Origin of the sequence: Micromonospora sp. MA102 (assembly GCF_025460765.1) — a bacterium.
GTDB lineage: Bacteria > Actinomycetota > Actinomycetes > Mycobacteriales > Micromonosporaceae > Micromonospora > Micromonospora halotolerans.
This window is the reverse complement of sequence record NZ_JAMWEG010000014.1, coordinates 95516-112448: the sequence shown is the minus strand read 5'-3', so window position 1 is coordinate 112448 and position 16933 is coordinate 95516. Positions and strand designations below refer to the sequence as shown.

Genomic DNA, 16933 nt, shown 5'->3' with positions numbered 1-16933 from the left:
TCATGTCCGACATCGTGCTGGACAAGGTGAGCAAGCGATTCCCGGACGGGACGACCGCCGTGCGGGACGTCGACCTGGAGATCGCCGACGGCGAATTCGTCATCCTGGTCGGCCCGTCCGGCTGCGGGAAGTCCACCACGCTGAACATGATCGCCGGGCTGGAGGACATCAGCTCCGGGGAACTGCGCATCGCGGGGGAGCGGGTCAACGACAAGGCGCCCCGGGACCGGGACATCGCCATGGTCTTCCAGTCCTACGCCCTCTACCCCAACATGACCGTGCGGGAGAACATGGCCTTCCCGCTCCGGCTGGCGAAGCTGGACAAGGAGACCATCCACCAGAAGGTGGAGGAGGCCGCGAAGGTCCTGGAGCTGACCCCGCTGCTCGACCGCAAGCCCGCCAACCTCTCCGGCGGACAGCGGCAGCGGGTGGCCATGGGACGGGCGATCGTCCGGCAGCCCAAGGCGTTCCTCATGGACGAACCGCTGTCCAACCTGGACGCGAAGCTGCGGGTGCAGATGCGCACCGTGGTGTCCCGGCTGCAGAAGCAGCTCGGCACGACCACCGTCTACGTGACCCACGACCAGACCGAGGCCATGACCCTCGGCGACCGCGTGGTGATCATGCGGGGCGGCGCGGTGCAGCAGGTCGGCCCGCCGCAGGAGCTGTACGACCACCCCCGCAACCTCTTCGTGGCCGGGTTCATCGGCTCTCCGTCGATGAACTTCCTGCACGCCGCCGTCGAGGACGGCCACCTGCGTACGGCGCTGGGCGACGTGCCGATCGGGGACCGGGTACGCCGGCAGCTCGACGGCGCCGACGCCGCGCGCGAGCTGATCCTCGGCATCCGTCCCGAGCACTTCGAGGACGCCGCGCTGATCGACGACGAGAGCCGCCGCCGGGGCCTGGAGTTCGAGGCGCCGGTCGACATCGTCGAGTCGATGGGCTCGGACAAGTACGTCTACTTCACCGTCGAGGGGGAGCGGGCCAGCGCCGCCGAGCTGGAGGAACTGGCGGCCGACGCGGGCGCCGCGGACTTCACCGGGACGGGGTCGAGCCTGGTCACCCGGCTGTCGGCCGAGTCCCCGGTGCGGGAGGGCGAGCCACGGCGGGTCTGGTTCAACCTGGAGAAGATCCACCTGTTCGACCCGTCCACCGGACGGAACCTCACCCTGCACGAGGGGCGGGCGTCCGGCGCGCTGGCCGACTGAGGCGCCACCCGGGCCGGTGGGCGAAGGTCCACCGGCCCGGCGTGCCGCTACCAGGTCAGTCGCAGGGGCAGCCCGAGGAAGGCGGCGTAGCCGGCGAGGGCCGACTCGACGCGGGCCCGCAGCGCGTCGTCGAACGGTGTCAGCTGCCGCACGGTCACGGTGACCGCCCGCTTGCCCACGGTCCGCTTCCAGGTGCCGACCGTCCGGCCGCCATGCACCACCGTGGCCTGGAAGATCCCGTTGTTGCCAGGGACGACGGCGTTCGCGTGCGCCGGATCGAGCATGAGCGAGCGGTCCCTGTAGCCCAGCAGGTACTCGTCGAAGCCGGGCAGGGTGTGCACGTCGTCGACCGGCGCCCGGGGCGCGTCGAGCAGGGCGGCGTCGACCACGGCCGGCACGCCGTCCACCTCGACCGGGGCGAGCGCCGCGCCGGCCGCGGCGATGCCGCGGGTGGCGTCGGTGACCGTGAGGCCGGTCCACCGGGCCAGTTCGTGCCGGGTCACCGGCCCGTGGCCGCGGACGTAGCGGTGGGCGAGCAGGCCGAGCGCCTCGTCGCGCTCGGGGCGGTGGGGATCCGGCGCCCACTCGTCCAGCAGCACGAACGTCTGTTCGGTGCCCACGTGCGGGGCGATGCAGGTGACGCCGCGCTGGCTCGCGTACCAGAGCATGTGGTAGCCGCGCTGGCCGGTGGTGTCGAGGCCGGCGGCGCGCAGCGTGGCCAGGCACTCGGCCCGGCTCAGCCGGCCCCCGCCCGCGAGGGCCGCGCCCAGCACCTCGGCGGCGCGGTCCGCGTCGGTCTCGGCCAGGCCGAGCTGCGCCCACCGGCCGGCCACGCCGGACAGCGCCCGGACACCGGTCACCTCCAGCATCCAGCGCGCGTCGCGGGGCGGCACCAGGTGCACCGTGCCCCGCATGGGCCAGGTGCGCAGCGCCTCGCGCCGCTCCAGCGCCGCGCACACGTCCTCCTGGGTGCGGCCGGGAAGGCGTACGCCGAGGGACCACAGGCCGCTCGCCGCGTCCTGGGCCTGCATGGCGCCGAACCACTCGACCACCTCCGCCACGCTGTCCGGGCGCGCGGCCGGGTGCGGGCGCAGCAGGAGGCCGGTCATCCGCAGCGCCAGCGCCTCGGCGCGGGTGAGGCGTACGGTCACGTGGGTGCTCCCGTCGTCGGTGGACGGTCAGCGTAGGACGCGGGTGTGACGAGTCTGGAAGAGGGACGACCGGACGGGCGGGCCGTGGCCCACCCGTCCGGGATGCCGTCGGGTCAGCGCTTGCGGCGTGCCCGCTCCGGCACGTCGGCGTCCACCAGCTCCCGGCGGACCTGCGCGTTGACCGGCTGCTCCTCGACGACCTCGTCCTTGGTCAGCCGGACCCGCTCGACCGGGACCTGCTCCTTGGCGACCACCGGGTGCTCGGCGCGCAGCTCCATCTCGCGCTGCTCCTCGCCGATGCCGGCCCGGACGGCGTCCCGGTCGGCCTCGCCGACCGGCTCGTGGACGACTGTCACCTCGTCGTGCTCGACCGGCACGCTCGTCTGCACGTTCTCGGTGACCACGCGCTTGCTCAGCCGCGCGGCGCCCGCCGGCTCGCTCTCGGTGCCGACTCGCAGGCGCTCCTCGGACCGGACCACCTCCGGCGCGCCCGGCATCCGCTGCGGCGGCTGCCCGGCCTGCTCCCCGAGCTGGTAGTGCCGGTAGAGCTGGGTGAGCTGGTCGGCGCCGAGGGGTTGGTCGGTGCCGGTCTCCACGCTGGGAGCGCTGCGCACGGTCGCCTTGTCGTACGGCACCTGAAGCTGCCCGTCCTGCGGCATCCGTGCCGCCTGGAGCGGAGCCATCGACTCGTGGTGGCCCATCACCCCGGTCTTCACGCTGACCCAGGTCGCCTCGCCGCTGGGATCGGCCCAGACCTGGCCCACGCTGCCGATCTTCGCGCCCGAGCGGTCCTGGACGTCCTGCCCGTACAGCGAGCGGACCTGCTGCTCCGTCAGTCGCATGGTTCGTCCTTCCTCTCGTGGGTCACCACCCGGGTCCCCGGCGACGGGCCCGGCATTCCCCGGAACCGGGACGAATAGGAGGAGGAGGGGCAGTGGTGCCCGTAACGACCCCGGTCGCGAGGAATGAGCGCGGCCGGAGCGGGGATGCGGCGTCGGGAAATCGATGCGAGGAATGCGAGGTGTGGGTGATGACAGCGTCCAGTGAACCGGCCCGGGGGGCCGGGCGGGCCACCACCGCCCGGCCGGCGGGCCCGTCCGGCGGGGCGAAGACCAGCGCGGCGGCCACCTTTTCGCTGGTCTTCGGCGTGGCCGGCCTGCTCAGCGTGCTCACCGCGATCCTGGCGTCGGTGGGGCTGCTGCTCGGGATCATCGGCATCATCCTGGGCATCGTCGGGCTGCGGATGAGCCGGCGTCCCGGCGTCACCGGGCGCGGGGTGGCCATCGGGGGCCTGGTGCTCAGCATCCTGGCGGTGCTGCTCGGGTTGGCTCTCGCCGCCGGCATCAGCACGTTCGTGAACAACGAGCAGGCGGTGGACCGGCTGGAGAAGCGGGTGACCGACCTGCGGGACAAGCTCAACGACTGAGCGCGGGAGCACCCCTGATCGCGCTACGCCAGCCACGTTGCCGGCGGAGCGCGATCCCCCGTTCAGGCTCCCGGTGCGGGGCGGCGGCGGTACGCCGGCACCGGTGGGACCAGGATCCCCGGGCGGCGCGACCCGGGGAAGCGGTTTCCATCGGAACTTGCGCAAATCTTGAGCCGCGGCAAGGTATCGATGCCGCTCAGTAGGCGGTGCCGCGGGAGCAGGGCCGGTCGGCGGACGCGCTGATCGCCGCCCCGCCCGCATCCGCCGTTTGACGGCGCAACCACCGGGTAGTCGCCGAAGCTGACCCGACACCGAGGAGGAAACGTCTGATGGATGGCCAGGTCAAGGTCGCGGTGATCTATTACAGCGCGACCGGCATCACCTACCAGATGGCGCAGGCGGCGGTCGAGGCCGCCGGGGAGGCCGGAGCCGAGGTACGCCTGCGCAAGGTACGTGAGCTGGCGCCGGACGAGGCGATCCGCTCCAACTCGGGCTGGCAGGCGCACCGCCTGGAGACACAGGACGTGATGGAGGCGCAGCCGGACGACCTCTCCTGGGCCGACGTCGTGATCATGGGTTCGCCCACCCGCTACGGCATGATCGCCGCCCAGCTCAAGCAGTTCATCGACACCACCGGCCCGCTCTGGGCGCAGGGCGCGCTGGCCGACAAGGTCTACAGCGGCTTCACCTCGACCGCCACCTCGCACGGCGGTCAGGAGTCCACCCTGCTCTCGCTGTTCACGATCTTCTACCACTGGGGCGGCGTCGTGGTCACCCCCGGCTACACCGATCCCAGCCAGTTCGTCGCCGGAAACCCGTACGGCGCCTCGCACACCAGCAACAACGGTGAGATCGCGCCGGACCACATGGCCCTCGGCGCCACCGCGTTGACCGCGAAGCGGGCGGTGCAGATGGGTGCCGCGCTCAAGAAGGGCCTGGCCGGCTGACCCTCGGCACGAGGTGACCGGTGGCCGGGCGGGGGCTCTCGACCCGTCCGGACCACCGGTCACCCTCGCCCTACCCCCGATCCGCCGGTCCATGCCCGGTCAGCGCCGGGTGGGCCAGCAGGTGCCCGAGCAGGTCCGCCAGGACCGCCATGCCGTCCCGGCTGAGCACCGACTCCGGGTGGAACTGCACCCCGGCGAAGCCCGGCCCGCGCAGCGCGTGCACCGCACCGTCGGCCGGGTCCCGGGCCAGCTCCACCGGGCCGTACGCGGTGCCGATCCGGTCGGCGCCGGCCCGGGCCGTGAAGCTGGAGTAGAAGCCGACGCGGCGGGTCGCGCCGAACACCGGCACGTCCCGCGGCAGCCCCTGGTAGGGGGCGTCGCGCCGGTGCAGCGGCAGCCCGAGCAGCCCGGCGAGCAACTGGTGGCCGAGGCAGACCGCCAGCGTCGGCCGCCCGGCCGCGAGCAGCTCCGCCAGCAGCGCCCGCATGCTCGCCATCTTCGGTTCGGCGAGGTCCTCGGGGTCGCCCGGGCCGGGGCCGACCACCACGAGGTCGTACCCGTCGACCGGGCCGGCGTCGGGCCAGTCCCGCCGGGTCACCGCGAGGCCGAGCGCGCCGAGCTGGTGGGCGAGCATCCCGGTGAAGGTGTCCTCACCGTCCACGATCAACGCGCGGCGGCCGGCCAGGCCCGGCAGCGCGGTCGCCCCCGGCACGCGCTGGTCCAGCCAGAACCGGGCCAGCGGGATGTTCCGGGCGGCCAGCGCGGCACGCACCTCCGGGTCGTCGGCGTACCGCGGCGCGGGCCCGGCGCCGCGGGCCGGTGCGTCCGGACCGAGGCCGAGCGCGGCCAGCACCCCGGCCGCCTTGGCGTGCGTCTCGGCCACCTCGTCCTCGGCCGTGGAGTGCCGGACCAGGGTCGCCCCGACCGGCACCCGCAGCTCGCCGTCGGGGGAGAGCTCGGCGGTGCGGATCAGGATCGGCGCGTCGAGGGTCTGCCGGCCCTGCTCGTCGCGGCCGAGCAGGGCGAGCACGCCGGCGTAGTACCGCCGGCCGGTCCGCTCGTGCCGGGCGATCACCCGGCAGGCGTTCTCCATCGGGCTACCGGTGACCGTGGGGGCGAACATGGTCTCCCGCAGCACCTCCCGGACATCCAGCGAACCCCGCCCGGCCAGCAGGTACTCGGTGTGCGCGAGGTGCGCCATCTCCTTCAGGTACGGCCCGACCACCTGACCGCCGTGCTCGGCGACGGTGGCCATCATCTTCAGCTCCTCGTCGAGCACCATGTACAGCTCCTCGACCTCCTTGGGGTCGTGGAGGAAGCGCAGCAGGGCGTCCCGGTCGGCCGCCGCGCCGGTGTGCCGGAACGTGCCGCTGATCGGGTTCATCATGACCAGGCCGTCGTCCACGCTGACGTGCCGCTCCGGGCTCGCCCCGACCAGGGTGCGGCTGCCGGTGTGCACCACGAACGTCCAGTACGCGCCCCGCTCGCGCAGCAGCAGCCGGCGCAGCGCCGCCAGGGCGGCCACCAGCGGCGCGCCCTCGACGGTGGCCCGCAGGGTGCGGTGGATGACGAAGTTGGCGCCCTCGCCCCGGCCGATCTCGTCGCGCAGCACCCGGCCCACGGTGTCGGCGTACTCGGCGTCGGAGATGTCGAAGGCGGCGTCGCGGGTCACCACCGGCGCGTCGGGCAGGACCGCCAGCACCGCGTCGAGCGAAAGTTGCCGGTGCTCGGCGACCAGCAGGTACTCCAGCGGCAGGCCGTCGTCCACGCAGGCGAAGCCGCGCTCGGCGATCTGCCGGTAGGGGACCAGGGCCAGGGTGCGCGGCCCGGGGCCGCCGTCGGGCAGCGGGAGGTCGGCGAGCCGGTCGGCCGTGCGTACCGGACCGGTGAACAGGTCGACGTGGTCGGCGCCCTCGCGGCGGACGAGCGCGAACGGGCCGGGGTCGCGGCCCGCCGCGATGGCGGCGAGCGGGTCGTGCGGGCGGGGCATCGGGTCTCCTCGGTGGGCCGGAGGCCGCCGGCGGGGCGACCCGGGATGCCGGGGAGAGACCGGCGGCCGCCTCGTCGGGCGGCCGCGTGGGGAAGCTACGCGCGGGGGTGGGCCGCCGGGTCGGCGGGCCACCAGCAGGTCAGGTGCGCGGGCATGACGATCACTGTACGCGAGCGCGGGTGCCCGGGGAACCCGATCGCCGCGCCCGGCCCGGCCGATCTTGGCTTCGCCGCCGCTCCCGGCGGGTAGGTTGACCCGCGATGGACATTCTCGCTCTGGACCTGGGCACCTCGTCGGTGCGCGGGCTCGTGCTGGACGGGGACGCCGTCCCGCGCCCCGGCGCGCTGGCCCGCCGGAAGGTGCACCTGGTGACGGGGGACGACGGCAGCGGCGTACTGGACGGGCCCCGCTACCTGGCCTGCCTCGCGGAGTGCCTGGACGAGCTGGCCGCCGGCGGGCACCTGCGGGACGTCGAGCTGGTCGCCACCTCGGCACAGTGGCACTCGGTGCTGCCGCTCGGCCCCGACGGCACCCCGCTGGGCCCGGTGCTCACCTGGATGGACACCCGGCCGGAGCCCGTCGCCGGCGCGGTCGGCCCGACCGATCCGGACGCCTTCCACCACCGCACCGGCGCCTGGTGGCACCGCTGCTACTGGACCATGCGGCTGCCCTGGGTGCGGGAGCACTGCGGCAGCGCGGTCGCCCGCTTCGGCGGGCTCGTCGAGTACGCCCTCGGCGAGCTGCTCGACGAGGCGCCGATGTCCGTGTCGATGGCCTCCGGTACCGGGCTGCTCGACCTGCGCCTGCTGGAGTGGGACGCCGAAGCGTGCGAGCTGGCCGGCGTACGCCCCGAGGAGCTTCCGGCGTTGGCCCCGCAGCGGTGGCGCGGCCGGCTCCGCGCCGAGCACGCCCAGCGCTGGCCGCAGCTCGCCGACGCCCGCTGGGCCGCACCGGTCGGCGACGGCGCGGCGTCCAACGTGGGCTCCGGCTGCGTCGACGGCTCCCGGGCCGCGGTCACCGTCGGCACCTCGGCCGCCGTACGCCTCGTCCAGGCCCTGCCGGCAGGGGCGCCGCTGCCGCCCCTGCCCGAGGAGCTCTGGCGCTACCGGGTCGACCACGAGCACGTGGTGACCGGGGCGGCGTACTCCAGCGGGGGAAACCTGTTCGCGTGGGCGGCCCGCGAGCTGCGGCTGCCGTCCGGCGCCGAGCTGGAGGCCGCGCTGGGCCGGGCCGGCACGAACCTGGCCCTGCGGGCCAACCCGCGGCTGGGCGGGGACCGGCCGCCCGGCCTGGCCCCGGCCGGCTCCGGGGAGCTGCGCGGCCTGAGCTTCGGCACCACGGCGGTCGACATCCTGGCCGTCCTGATGACCGAGCTGTGTCGGCTGATGGCCGACGACCTGGCCCTGCTTGAGGCCGGTGCGGGCGAACCGGCCGAGGTGGTGCTCGGCGGGGGCGCGATGGCCGCCTCGCCCTGGTGGCGGGCGGCGTTCGTCGACGCGCTCGCCCCTCGTCCGGTGCTGCACCAGCGCAACCCGGAGATCGGCGCGACCGGGGCCGCGCTGGTGGCGCTCGGCCGGATCGCCGAGGCGGCGGGGGTGGGCGGCATCGGCCGGACGGACCACCGGGACGAGCCGAACACCGTAGCCGCCCGCCCACCGCGCTGACCGTCCTGTTCGTGCCGCCGGCCGCACCGTTTGACACCGCCCGCCGGCCTGGTTGGATGGGATTCCGCTCCCCGTTCCGGTGGAGCCGAGGGGGACCCGAGGAGGAGAGCGTGGGCGCAGGTCCCGACCCGGCTCGCGGCGTGGCGCCGCAGCCGCGCCGGAGCCCGTCCGAGGACCGGGTGGCGCCGCACCGGCGGCGGCGCTCGCGCTTCCGGTTGCGGCACTGGCGGATGGGCACGAAGCTCGCCACCGTGCTGGTGCTGCCCTCGGTGGCGTTCCTGGTGCTCGCCGGCGTGCAGACGCGAGGGCTGGTCGGGCAGACCACCGCGCTGAGCGACTTCGCCCAGCAGGTCGGCATCGGCCGGCAGATCAGCACCGCGGTGGACCGGCTCCAGCAGGAGCGGGACCGCTCCGCCGGGGAGCTGGCCGCGCTGCGCAGGGCCGGCGGCAGCGCCGACCGGGACGCGGCGGTCGCCGCGCTCAAGCCGCTCCAGGACGCCTCCGACCGGGCGATGGCCGACCTGCGCGCCGCGGCCGAGCCCCTCGCCGACGCCGACGCCGCCTGGCGGGTGGCCTACTCCGAGGTGCTGGAGGCCTACGACCAGGTCGTCTACATCCGCGCCGCCGTGCCGCCCGCCGTGCTGTCCAGCGACACCGTGCTGAGCAACTACCACCGGGCCATCGCCGCCCTGCTCAATCTGCTGGCCGAGCCGTCGCCCGGCGACGACCAGCGGGCGCTGACCAACGCCGTGCTGCGGTACGTGCAGCTCTCCCGGGTCAAGGAGCTGTCCTCGCGGATCCGGGCCGAGCTGTACGCCGCCGCCCGCGCCGGCCGCTACGAGGCGGACGACCAGGTCTCGCTGACCGACCTGCGCGCCCAGCAGCTCACCGCGCTGGGCGCGTTCCGGGTCGCCGCGACCGCCGACCAGGTCCGCCGCTACGACGAGACGTCGGTGGACGCGGCCTTCGTCTCGGCCGCACGGTTGGAGGAGCAGACCCTGCCCAGCGGGACCGCCGAGCCGGCGGTGCTGCCGGCGACGCAGTGGTGGGCGGCCAGCGAGCAGCGGCAGGAGCTGCTCCGGCAGCTGGAGGCCGGCGTCCTCGACGACGCCGTACGCCAGGCCGACGACGCCAGCGCCCGGCAGCTGCGCGACACCCTGCTGGTGGCCGGCGGCATCGTCGGCGTGCTCCTGGTGGCCGTGCTGATCTCGTTGCTGGTCGGCCGGTCGGTGGCCCGCTCGATGCGGCAGCTGCGCGGCCAGGCGCTGCGGATCGCCCAGGTGGAGCTGCCGCACACCCTCGACCGGCTGCGGGCCGTGGACCGCCCGGTGGCCGCGATCGACGTGCCGCCGGCCGTGGTGGACTCGCAGGACGAGATCGGCGAGCTGGCCGAGGCGTTCGTGGCGGTGCACCGCAGCGCCGTCGACGTCGCGGTCGAGCAGGCGATGATGCGGCGCAACGTCAACGCCATGTTCGTGAACCTGGCGCGGCGCAGCCAGGTGCTGGTCGAGCGGCAGCTCGAACTCCTCGACGAGCTGGAACGCGAGGAGAGCGACCCGGACCAGCTGGAGAACCTGTTCAAGCTCGACCACCTCGCCGCCCGGATGCGCCGCAACGACGAGAGCCTGCTGGTGCTCGCCGGCACCGAGTCCAGCCGGCGGTGGAACCGGCCGGTCGGCCTCGGCGCGGTGCTGCTCGCGGCCAGCGCGGAGATCGAGCAGTACCAGCGGGTGCGCCACGACTCCCGCTCCGACCTGCACGTCGTCGGGCACGCGGTGGGCGACCTCGTGCACCTCTTCGCCGAGCTGCTGGAGAACGCCACCGCCTTCTCCCGGCCGGACACCGTGGTGCGGGTCGTCGCCGGCGCGGAGGGCCCGGGCGCGTTCGTGGAGATCGTCGACCAGGGGCTCGGGATGAGCCCGGCCGCGCTGGCCGAGGCGAACGCTGTCCTGGCCGAGCCGCCGGCGGCCGACGTGGCCGCCTCCGAGCGGATGGGCCTGTTCGTGGTGAGCCACCTGGGTGCCCGGCACGGCGTGCGGGTGCGGCTGCGGGGCGGTCAGGAGGGCCTGGTCGCCCGGGTCCGGATCCCGGCCGAGCTGCTGGCCGTGGCGCCCGCGCCGGGGCTGGACCAGCCCGCCGCGCCACGGATGCTGACCAGTCAGGTGGCCGCCGCGTCCCGCCTGACGCCCGGCGCCGCCCGGCTCGGCACGCCGACCGCTGAGCTGCCGGTGGCGGGACGCCGCCCGCCGGGGCCACCGGCGGAGCTGCCGGTGTCGCCGCTGACCGGGCTTCCGCTCGGCGCGTCGCCGCCCGCCACGGAGGCGGCGCAGCGGGGCCGTCCCGCCGCCGGGCCCGGCGCGTCCGTGCCCATGCCGCGGCCCGTGCCGGGCCGGGCCGAGGACGTGCTCGCCCCGGCGGCCGGGTCGCCGGCCGGCGGTGGCTGGTTCAGCCGCCAGGGCCCGTCGGCCGCGGTGCTCGGTGTGACACCGCCGCCCGCCACGACGCCGGTCACCGGAGGCACCAACGAGCGAGGGCTGCCGGTACGCGTACCGATGGCCCAGCTCTCCGCGGTCGCCCAGCCCGCCGCCGCGAACCGTTCCGGGCGTGCGGAGCCGGACCCGGAGGCGGTCGGCGGCATGCTCTCGCGCTACTACAGCGGGGTGCGGCGGGCGGAGGCCGAGGAGACCACCGAGATGTACCTGCCGCGCGATGAAGGGGGAGTTCGACAGTGACGACGTTGAGCCAGGAGGCACGGGACCTGAGCTGGCTGGTGAACGCGTTCGCCGAGCGGGTGCCGGGGGTGGCGCACGCGGTGGTGGTCTCCACCGACGGGCTGCTCGTGGCGATCTCCGCGCACCTGCCCCGCGACCACGCGGACAAGCTCGCGGCGGTGACCTCGGGCCTGATGAGCATCACCGCCGGCGCGGCCCAGATGTTCGACGGCGACGTCGTGAAGCAGACCGTGGTCGAGATGGGCCGGGGCTACTTCCTGGTCATGCAGATCCGGGACGGCTCGATCCTGGCCACGCTGGCCGGGGCCGACGCCGACATCGGCGTGGTCGGCTACGAGATGGCGCGGCTGGCCAAGCAGGCCGGCGAGATGCTCACCCCGGCGCTGCGGGCGGAACTCCAGCAGGCGCTGCCCCGCTGAGCCGGGGCGGGTGCGGGCCCGGCCGGTGTCGCCCCGGCCGGGCCGCCCCGCCTAGAGCCCGTTGCGGCGGATCACGTCGCGGTACCAGTGGGCGCTGCGCTTGAGCACCCGGCGCTGGGTCGGGTAGTCGACGTAGACCAGGCCCCAGCGCTGCTCGTACCCCTCGTTCCACTCGAAGTTGTCCAGCAGCGACCAGACGTGGTAGCTCTCCAGCGGCACCCCGTCGCGGATCGCGCGGTGGGCGGCCGCGAAGTGGTCGCGGAGGAAGTCGACCCGGGCGGTGTCGTCGACGGTGCCGTCCGCGGCGAGGGTGTCCGGGCAGGGCAGGCCGTTCTCGGTGATGGTGATCGGCACCCGGCCGTAGTCGCGGGTGACCCGGGTCAGGATGTCGTACATCCCCTCGGGGTAGATCTGCTGCCAGTCCGCCTCCGACGTCGGCCACCGGCGGACCGTGTCGCCCTGGCCGGTGACGTAGATCGGCGTGTAGTACTGCACGGCCAGCAGGTCGACCGGGCTGGAGATGATCTTCAGGTCGCCGTCGCGCACGCCGCGGACCATCCGGCTGTCCGCGCCGAGGTCGGCCAGCACGTCCTCCGGGTACGCGCCCTTGAAGATCGAGTCGAGGTAGAGCCGGTTCTCGTAGCCGTCGTACAGCCGGGTCGCGGCCACCGCCTCGGCGGTCTCGTCGGCGGGGTAGCAGGGGTGCAGGTTGAGCGCCGGGCCGATCCGCCCCTGCCCGCCGGTGGCGCGCAGCGCGCGGACGGCGAGACCGTGGCCCAGCTGGAGGTGGTGGGCCACCAGGTATGCCGCTGCCGGGTCCCGCAGGCCGGGCGCGTGGTGCCCCCAGAGGTAGCCGTTCTGCACCACGGTCTTCGGCTCGTTGATGGTCAGCCAGACCGGCACCCGGTCGCCGAGCGCGCGGAACACCGCGTCGGCGTAGTCGGCGAAGCGCTCGGCGGTGTCCCGGTTCTCCCAGCCGCCGGCGTCCTGGAGGGCTTGGGGGAGGTCCCAGTGGAACAGGGTGGCCATCGGCGCGATGTCCCGCTCGTGCAGCCCGTCCACGAGCCGCCGGTAGAAGTCCAGGCCGCGCTGGTTGGGCCGCCCGGACCCGTCGGCCTGGATGCGGGGCCAGGAGATGGAGAACCGGTAGCTGCGCAGCCCGAGGTCGCGCATCAGGTCGAGGTCCTGGGCGTACCGGTGGTAGTGGTCGGCCGCGACGTCGCCGGTGTCGCCGTTGCGGGTGCGGCCCGGGGTGCGGCTGAAGGTGTCCCAGACGGATTCGCCGCGCCCGTCCTCCTTGGCGGCCCCCTCGATCTGGTACGCCGAGGTGGCCGCGCCCCAGCCGAAGCCGGGCGGGAAGCGCAGCTCGCCGACGTGGTGCGCGTCGCCGTCGGGATCGGGCGTGCCGTCGCAGCCGGCGACGGCGGTCGCGGACGCGGCGGCGCCCGCGGCGGCGGCGCCGGCCAGCCCGGTCCGGGCCGCGCCGACGGCGCTCGCGGACAGGGCGGCACGGCGGAGCATGCGCCGTCTGGTGAGTAGCGACATGGGCGTTCTCCTCGGAGTGACTGGCCGCCCCGAGAGGCCGGGAGCGCTCCCAGCATAGGCCAGGGGCTGCCGGCGGCGTCCCGAGGGCGGACCGCGGCAGAGGCGCGGCCCGGCCGGCGGGCGGCCGGAGGTGTGCAGGGGTGGGGTGTCGCTCGGGCGGCGGAGGGGCGAGCGGCGATGGAGCGGGAGCGGATAGCGAAGAAGGCCGTCCGGGCGGCGCGTCGCGCCTGTCCCGTCGGCCTCTTTTCCCGTCGACAACGGGGGTTTAGTGTGGGGACGGGGGAGGGCAACCCCCGTCCCCACCTGTGATGCACACACGCACGAGTGGAATTGGCGTCCGGTCGTGCGTGCCGCGCGGGAGCCGGGCCACGCGAGTGGCTCTGGTTCCACCTCCCTCCATGTCGGTGGGTGAAGGCTGACGGCGGCGTCCGGGCTGGCCCGCCGTCAGCCGTGGGGGCTGGCGCGCCGGGCACTCAGGGTTCCCGGCGATCTCTTTCTTGTATCTCCGTCGATGGAAGCGCTCCCATCGGCGATGCTTGCGACTGTAACGCCCGTCACGGCTTTGTGAAAGCCCCAAAACGAGATCGAAACATCGACGTGGGTGTCTGCCCTGGCCGTTGTGGTGGGAGCGCTTCCATGGCACACTTCCACCACCACGCGGAGCCAACTCGCGAGTGCGGGCCGCCGAGGGCACCCGGTTCACCACCGGTGCGGCGACCGAATCCCCGGCACGGCCGGGTCGACCACCTTTCCGGGCGCCTCCGTCCCCCCGCGTACGCCGCGTCGACGCGTGGAGGCGCCCCCGCCGGGGCTCCGCGTCCCGGCCCGGTCCGAGGAGACACCGCGCACATGAGACTCATGGCCAGACGTCGCCGGACGGCGATGCTCGCCGCCACCACCCTCGCCATCGGCGGGGTGGCCCTGCCGGCGGGCGCCGCGCAGGCCGCCCCGGCCTGCGACGTGACCTACGCGACGAACGACTGGGGCACGGGCTTCACCGCCAACGTGACCATCAAGAACCTGGGTGACGCGCTCACCAACTGGACCCTGAAGTTCGCCTTCCCGAACAGCACCCAGAAGGTGACCCAGGGCTGGTCGGCCAAGTGGAGCCAGTCCGGCAGCGAGGTGACCGCCACCAACGAGTCGTGGAACGGCAACCTCGGCACGGGCGCCTCCACCACCATCGGCTTCAACGGCGCCTACTCGGGCAGCAACCCGAAGCCGACCGCGTTCACCCTCAACGGCGTCACCTGCAACGGCACCCCGGCCAACCAGCCGCCGACGGTCTCACTGGGCGTCCCGGCCGGGCCCTTCGAGGCGCCCGCCGACGTGCCGCTGACGGCCACCGCCAGCGACCCGGACGGCACGATCAGCAAGGTCGAGTTCTACCGCAACGGCCTGCTCGTCAACACCGACACCAGCGCCCCCTACGGCTACACGCTGGAGGACCTGCCGGCCGGCAGCTACACCGTGCAGGCCAAGGCGTACGACAACGCCAACGGCATCGGGGTGGCCGAGAAGTCGTTCACCGTCAACCCGGCCTCCGGCCCGGTGCTGGTGGCCACCCCGTCGGCGGTCAGCGTCAACGAGGGCGGCACCTCGTCCGTGAAGTTCACCCTCAGCGCCGCCCCGACCGCCAACGTCCCGGTGACCCTCGCCGTCACCGGCGACAGCGACGTGACCGTGTCGCCCACGACGCTGACCCTGACCCCGAGCAACTGGAACACCGGGGTCAGCGCCACCGTCGCGGCCGCCGAGGACGCCGACACCACCGGCGGCACCGCCACGATCACCGCCTCGGCCACCGGCTTCGCCCCCGTCGCGGTCACCGCCACCGAGATCGACAACGACACCCCGGGCGGGGACAACGCCTACATCAAGAAGTTCCTCGACCAGTACGGCAAGATCAAGAACTCGGGGTACTTCAGCCCCGAGGGAGTGCCGTACCACTCCGTCGAGACGCTCATCGTCGAGGCGCCCGACCACGGCCACGAGACCACCTCGGAGGCGTTCAGCTTCTGGCTCTGGCTGGAGGCGCAGTACGGCCGGGTCACCCAGAACTGGGCCCCGTTCAACAACGCGTGGACGGTGATGGAGAAGTACATCATCCCGTCGCACGCCGACCAGCCCACCGCCGGCGCCCCGGGCACCCCCCAGTACGCCGCCGAGCACAACCTGCCCAGCCAGTACCCGTCGGCGCTGGAGCCCAACGTCCCGGTCGGCCAGGACCCGCTCCGCTCCGAGCTCCAGTCCACCTACGGCACCGGCGACATCTACGGCATGCACTGGCTGCTCGACGTCGACAACACCTACGGCTACGGCCGCTGCGGCGACGGCACCACCCGCCCCGCCTACATCAACACCTTCCAGCGGGGCACCCAGGAGTCCGTCTGGGAGACCGTGCCGCAGCCGTCCTGCGACACCTTCAAGCACGGGGGCCAGTACGGCTACCTCGACCTGTTCGTCAAGGAGTCGGCCGCCCCGGCGAAGCAGTGGAAGTACACCAACGCCCCCGACGCCGACGCGCGCGCCGTGCAGGCCGCGTACTGGGCGCTGACCTGGGCCAAGGCGCAGGGCAAGGAGGCCGACGTCGCGGCCACCGTGGCGAAGGCCGCCAAGATGGGCGACTACCTGCGCTACGCGCTGTTCGACAAGTACTTCAAGAAGATCGGCAACTGCGTCGGCGCGTCCACCTGCCCGGCCGGCAGCGGCCGTGACTCGGCGCACTACCTGCTCTCCTGGTACTACGCCTGGGGCGGCGCGTACGACACCTCGCAGAACTGGTCGTGGCGGATCGGCTCCAGCCACAACCACTTCGGCTACCAGAACCCGCTGGCGGCCTGGGCGCTGACCAACGTGCCGGAGCTCAAGCCCAAGTCGTCGACCGCGACCGCGGACTGGCAGAAGAGCTTCGACCGGCAGCTGGAGTTCTACACCTGGCTGCAGTCCGCCGAGGGCGGCATCGCCGGTGGCGCCACCAACAGCTGGGACGGCAGCTACGCCCAGCCGCCGGCCGGCACCGCCACCTTCTACGGCATGTTCTACGACGTCGACCCGGTCTACAACGACCCGCCGTCGAACCAGTGGTTCGGCATGCAGGCCTGGTCGATGCAGCGCATTGCCGAGCTGTACCTGCAGACCGGCAACGCCAAGGCCAAGGCGCTGCTGGACAAGTGGGTGCCGTGGGCGATCGCCAACACCACGCTGGGCACCAACTGGTCGATCCCCTCGGACATGAAGTGGACCGGCCAGCCGAACAACTGGGACCCGGCCAACCCGCAGGCGAACACCAACCTGCACGTCGAGGTGACGGTGAAGGGCCAGGACGTCGGCGTCGCCGCCGCCTACGCCCGGACCCTCATCGCGTACGCGGCCAAGTCCGGCAACGCCGCGGCCAAGACCACGGCCAAGGGACTGCTGGACGCGCTGTCGGCCGCGGCCGACACCAAGGGCGTCTCGATGCCGGAGAAGCGCGGCGACTACAAGCGCTTCGACGACGTCTACAACGCGGCCGACGGTCAGGGCCTCTACATCCCCTCCGGCTGGACCGGGAAGATGCCCAACGGCGACGCCATCGCCGCCGGCAAGAGCTTCCTGGACATCCGCTCGTTCTACAAGAACGACCCGGACTGGCCGAAGGTGCAGGCGTACCTCAACGGCGGCGCGGAGCCGGTCTTCAACTACCACCGGTTCTGGGCCCAGGCGGACGTCGCCATGGCGTACGCCGACTACGGCACCTACTTCCCGGCGGGGTGAGGTGACCACCCCTGCGCGGGCGGGCGCCGCCCGCCCGCGCAGGGGCCGACCGGGCCGAAGGGGGAACGGAGCGGCCCGGTCGGCGGGCGGCC

General features: G+C 73.9%; 11 protein-coding genes. 7 read left to right on the top strand and 4 right to left on the bottom strand.

Going from position 1 to position 16933, the window contains the following annotated elements:
- Positions 1-2: 2 nt before the first annotated feature.
- Positions 3-1211 (top strand): ABC transporter ATP-binding protein, encoded by a 1209-nt coding sequence (locus NFX44_RS24770; RefSeq protein WP_262285989.1) that lies wholly within the window; start codon positions 3-5, stop codon positions 1209-1211.
- Positions 1212-1258: 47 nt separating this feature from the next.
- Here NFX44_RS24770 and NFX44_RS24765 read toward each other — a convergent pair whose 3' ends face one another.
- The gene (locus NFX44_RS24765; RefSeq protein WP_262285988.1) at positions 1259-2362 is read right to left on the bottom strand and encodes a winged helix DNA-binding domain-containing protein; all 1104 of its coding nucleotides are present in this window, start codon (positions 2360-2362) and stop codon (positions 1259-1261) included.
- 113 nt (positions 2363-2475) lie between these two features.
- Positions 2476-3204, bottom strand: coding sequence for a YsnF/AvaK domain-containing protein (locus NFX44_RS24760; protein ID WP_262285987.1), 729 nt, complete (start codon positions 3202-3204; stop codon positions 2476-2478).
- Positions 3205-3392: 188 nt separating this feature from the next.
- Between NFX44_RS24760 and NFX44_RS24755 the strand changes: the two genes are divergently transcribed.
- Together NFX44_RS24755 and wrbA are read left to right on the top strand one after the other, a co-directional pair.
- Entirely contained in the window at positions 3393-3788 is a 396-nt protein-coding gene (locus NFX44_RS24755; RefSeq protein WP_262285986.1) for a hypothetical protein, read from the top strand.
- A gap of 329 nt (positions 3789-4117) precedes the next feature.
- Positions 4118-4735, top strand: coding sequence for an NAD(P)H:quinone oxidoreductase (wrbA, locus tag NFX44_RS24750; protein ID WP_262285985.1), 618 nt, complete (start codon positions 4118-4120; stop codon positions 4733-4735).
- A 70-nt stretch (positions 4736-4805) separates the two neighbouring features.
- Here wrbA and NFX44_RS24745 read toward each other — a convergent pair whose 3' ends face one another.
- Positions 4806-6725: a chorismate-binding protein gene (locus NFX44_RS24745; RefSeq protein ID WP_262285984.1), complete on the bottom strand. Its 1920-nt coding sequence runs from the start codon at positions 6723-6725 to the stop codon at positions 4806-4808.
- Between the two features lie 260 nt (positions 6726-6985).
- Here NFX44_RS24745 and NFX44_RS24740 point away from each other — a divergent pair, with 260 nt between their 5' ends.
- The 3 genes from NFX44_RS24740 (at position 6986) to NFX44_RS24730 (ending at position 11540) form a co-directional block, all read left to right on the top strand.
- Positions 6986-8389: an FGGY family carbohydrate kinase gene (locus NFX44_RS24740; RefSeq protein WP_262285983.1), complete on the top strand. Its 1404-nt coding sequence runs from the start codon at positions 6986-6988 to the stop codon at positions 8387-8389.
- Between the two features lie 110 nt (positions 8390-8499).
- Positions 8500-11121 (top strand): nitrate- and nitrite sensing domain-containing protein, encoded by a 2622-nt coding sequence (locus tag NFX44_RS24735; RefSeq protein ID WP_262285982.1) that lies wholly within the window; start codon positions 8500-8502, stop codon positions 11119-11121.
- A 5-nt stretch (positions 11122-11126) separates the two neighbouring features.
- Positions 11127-11540 (top strand): roadblock/LC7 domain-containing protein, encoded by a 414-nt coding sequence (locus tag NFX44_RS24730; RefSeq protein ID WP_204342026.1) that lies wholly within the window; start codon positions 11127-11129, stop codon positions 11538-11540.
- Positions 11541-11591: 51 nt separating this feature from the next.
- Here NFX44_RS24730 and NFX44_RS24725 read toward each other — a convergent pair whose 3' ends face one another.
- A complete protein-coding gene (locus NFX44_RS24725) occupies positions 11592-13085 on the bottom strand; it encodes a GH1 family beta-glucosidase (protein ID WP_262285981.1) in 1494 nt (497 codons plus the stop codon).
- An 858-nt stretch (positions 13086-13943) separates the two neighbouring features.
- On the opposite strand from NFX44_RS24725, the gene NFX44_RS24720 reads away from it, so the two are divergent.
- A complete protein-coding gene (locus NFX44_RS24720; protein WP_262285980.1) occupies positions 13944-16841 on the top strand; it encodes a glycoside hydrolase family 48 protein in 2898 nt (965 codons plus the stop codon).
- Positions 16842-16933: the final 92 nt, after the last annotated feature.

Excerpts from the sequence above, each read along its gene's own strand:
- NFX44_RS24745 (WP_262285984.1), bottom strand. The coding sequence starts at position 6,725 with ATGCCCCGCCCGCACGACCCGCTCGCCGCCATCGCGGCGGGCCGCGAC.
- NFX44_RS24755 (WP_262285986.1), top strand. The coding sequence starts at position 3,393 with ATGACAGCGTCCAGTGAACCGGCCCGGGGGGCCGGGCGGGCCACCACC.
- wrbA (WP_262285985.1), top strand. The coding sequence starts at position 4,118 with ATGGATGGCCAGGTCAAGGTCGCGGTGATCTATTACAGCGCGACCGGC.
- NFX44_RS24770 (WP_262285989.1), top strand. The coding sequence starts at position 3 with ATGTCCGACATCGTGCTGGACAAGGTGAGCAAGCGATTCCCGGACGGG.
- NFX44_RS24760 (WP_262285987.1), bottom strand. The coding sequence starts at position 3,204 with ATGCGACTGACGGAGCAGCAGGTCCGCTCGCTGTACGGGCAGGACGTC.
- NFX44_RS24740 (WP_262285983.1), top strand. The coding sequence starts at position 6,986 with ATGGACATTCTCGCTCTGGACCTGGGCACCTCGTCGGTGCGCGGGCTC.
- NFX44_RS24725 (WP_262285981.1), bottom strand. The coding sequence starts at position 13,085 with ATGTCGCTACTCACCAGACGGCGCATGCTCCGCCGTGCCGCCCTGTCC.
- NFX44_RS24720 (WP_262285980.1), top strand. The coding sequence starts at position 13,944 with ATGGCCAGACGTCGCCGGACGGCGATGCTCGCCGCCACCACCCTCGCC.